Origin of the sequence: Streptomyces coryli, assembly GCF_011044975.1 — a bacterium.
GTDB lineage: Bacteria > Actinomycetota > Actinomycetes > Streptomycetales > Streptomycetaceae > Streptomyces > Streptomyces coryli.
Map to the genome: position 1 here is coordinate 1 of NZ_JAAKZV010000538.1, position 1,319 is coordinate 1,319.

Genomic DNA, 1,319 nt, shown 5'->3' on the forward strand with positions numbered 1-1,319 from the left:
GTGGGGGTGTGGGTGCGGCGGGCTCGAGTGGGTCTTCGGGCGGGTCGGCTTCGAGCGGGTCCGGCGGGCCGGCGCGTTCGTTGCTTCGGTCCGCGGTACGGGCGCGGCGGTACGGTGCCGCGGGGATCGCGCTGTGCACGGTGCTGAGTGCCGGGGCCGCGATCGCCCTGCCCGCGGCGCTCGGCGGGGCCCTCGACCGGGTGCTCGCCGGCCGGCCGGCCGGCGGGCCGCTGCTGCTGTGCGCCGGGCTGATCGTGCTGGCGGCCGCGGCGGATGCGGCCGACGGTCTGCTCACCGGCACCGCGAACGCCCGCACCACCGCCTGGCTGCGCACCGGCCTGCTGCGCCGGTTGCTGGGCGCGGGCCCTGCGGCGGGCCGTAGCTTCGCCTCCGGCGACCTGGTGGCGCGGCTGGTCGGCGGCGCCGCGCAGGCCGGCACCGCGCCGGCGGCGCTGGCGGCGACGGCGGCCGCGGCGCTCGCCCCGCTCGGCGGCCTGGTGGCGCTGGCCCTCATCGACTGGCGGACGGCCCTGGTCTTCGCGGCCGGACTGCCCGTACTGGCCCTTCTGCTAAGGGTTTTCGTAAGGGAGACGGGAAACAGCGCCGCCCACTACCAGCAACTCCAGGGCGAGCTGGCAGCCCGCCTCGCCGAGGCCGTGACCGGCGCCCGCACCATCGCCGCGGCCGGCACCCGCGACCGCGAGGCCACCCGCGTCCTCGCCCCACTCCCCGCACTGTCCCGCGCGGGCCTGCGCATGTGGCAGATCAGAGCCCGCTCGACCGCCCAGGCGACGGCGCTGCTGCCGCTGCTGGAGCTGGCGGTGCTGGCGGTGGCCGGACTGCGGGTGGCGGCAGGGGAGCTGAGCGTCGGCGGCCTGCTGGCCTGCTGGCGCTACGCGGTGCTGGCCGCCGGGATCGGCGCACTGACAGGCCAACTGAGCGCCCTGGCACGGGCGCGGGCGGCTGCGGGCCGGCTGGCGGAGCCGTGGCGCCTGCCGGTGCCTTCGTACGGGAAGCGGGTGCTGCGGGACGGCCCGGGGACGCTGGACTTCCGCGGGGTGACGGTGCGGCTCGACGGTCGAGAGGTCCTGCGGGACGTGGACCTGACGGTGCCGGGCGGGGCGGTGGTCGCGATCGTCGGCCGCTCGGGCAGCGGAAAGTCGGCGCTGGCGGCGGCTGCGGGAAGGCTGCTGGAGCCGGACGAGGGCAGGGTGTTGCTGGACGGCGTGCCGGTGGGGGAACTGAGACATGAGGAGCTGCGGGAGGCGGTGGCGTATGCCTTTGAGCGGCCGGCGCTGTTGGGGGGGACGGTGGCGGGG

1 protein-coding gene is annotated in these 1,319 nt (G+C 77.7%); it reads left to right on the forward strand.

Going from position 1 to position 1,319, the window contains the following annotated elements:
• Positions 1-140: 140 nt before the first annotated feature.
• The coding region (locus G5C51_RS42040; RefSeq protein WP_338118515.1) for an ABC transporter transmembrane domain-containing protein at positions 141-1,319 on the forward strand (1,179 nt) is incomplete at its 3' end.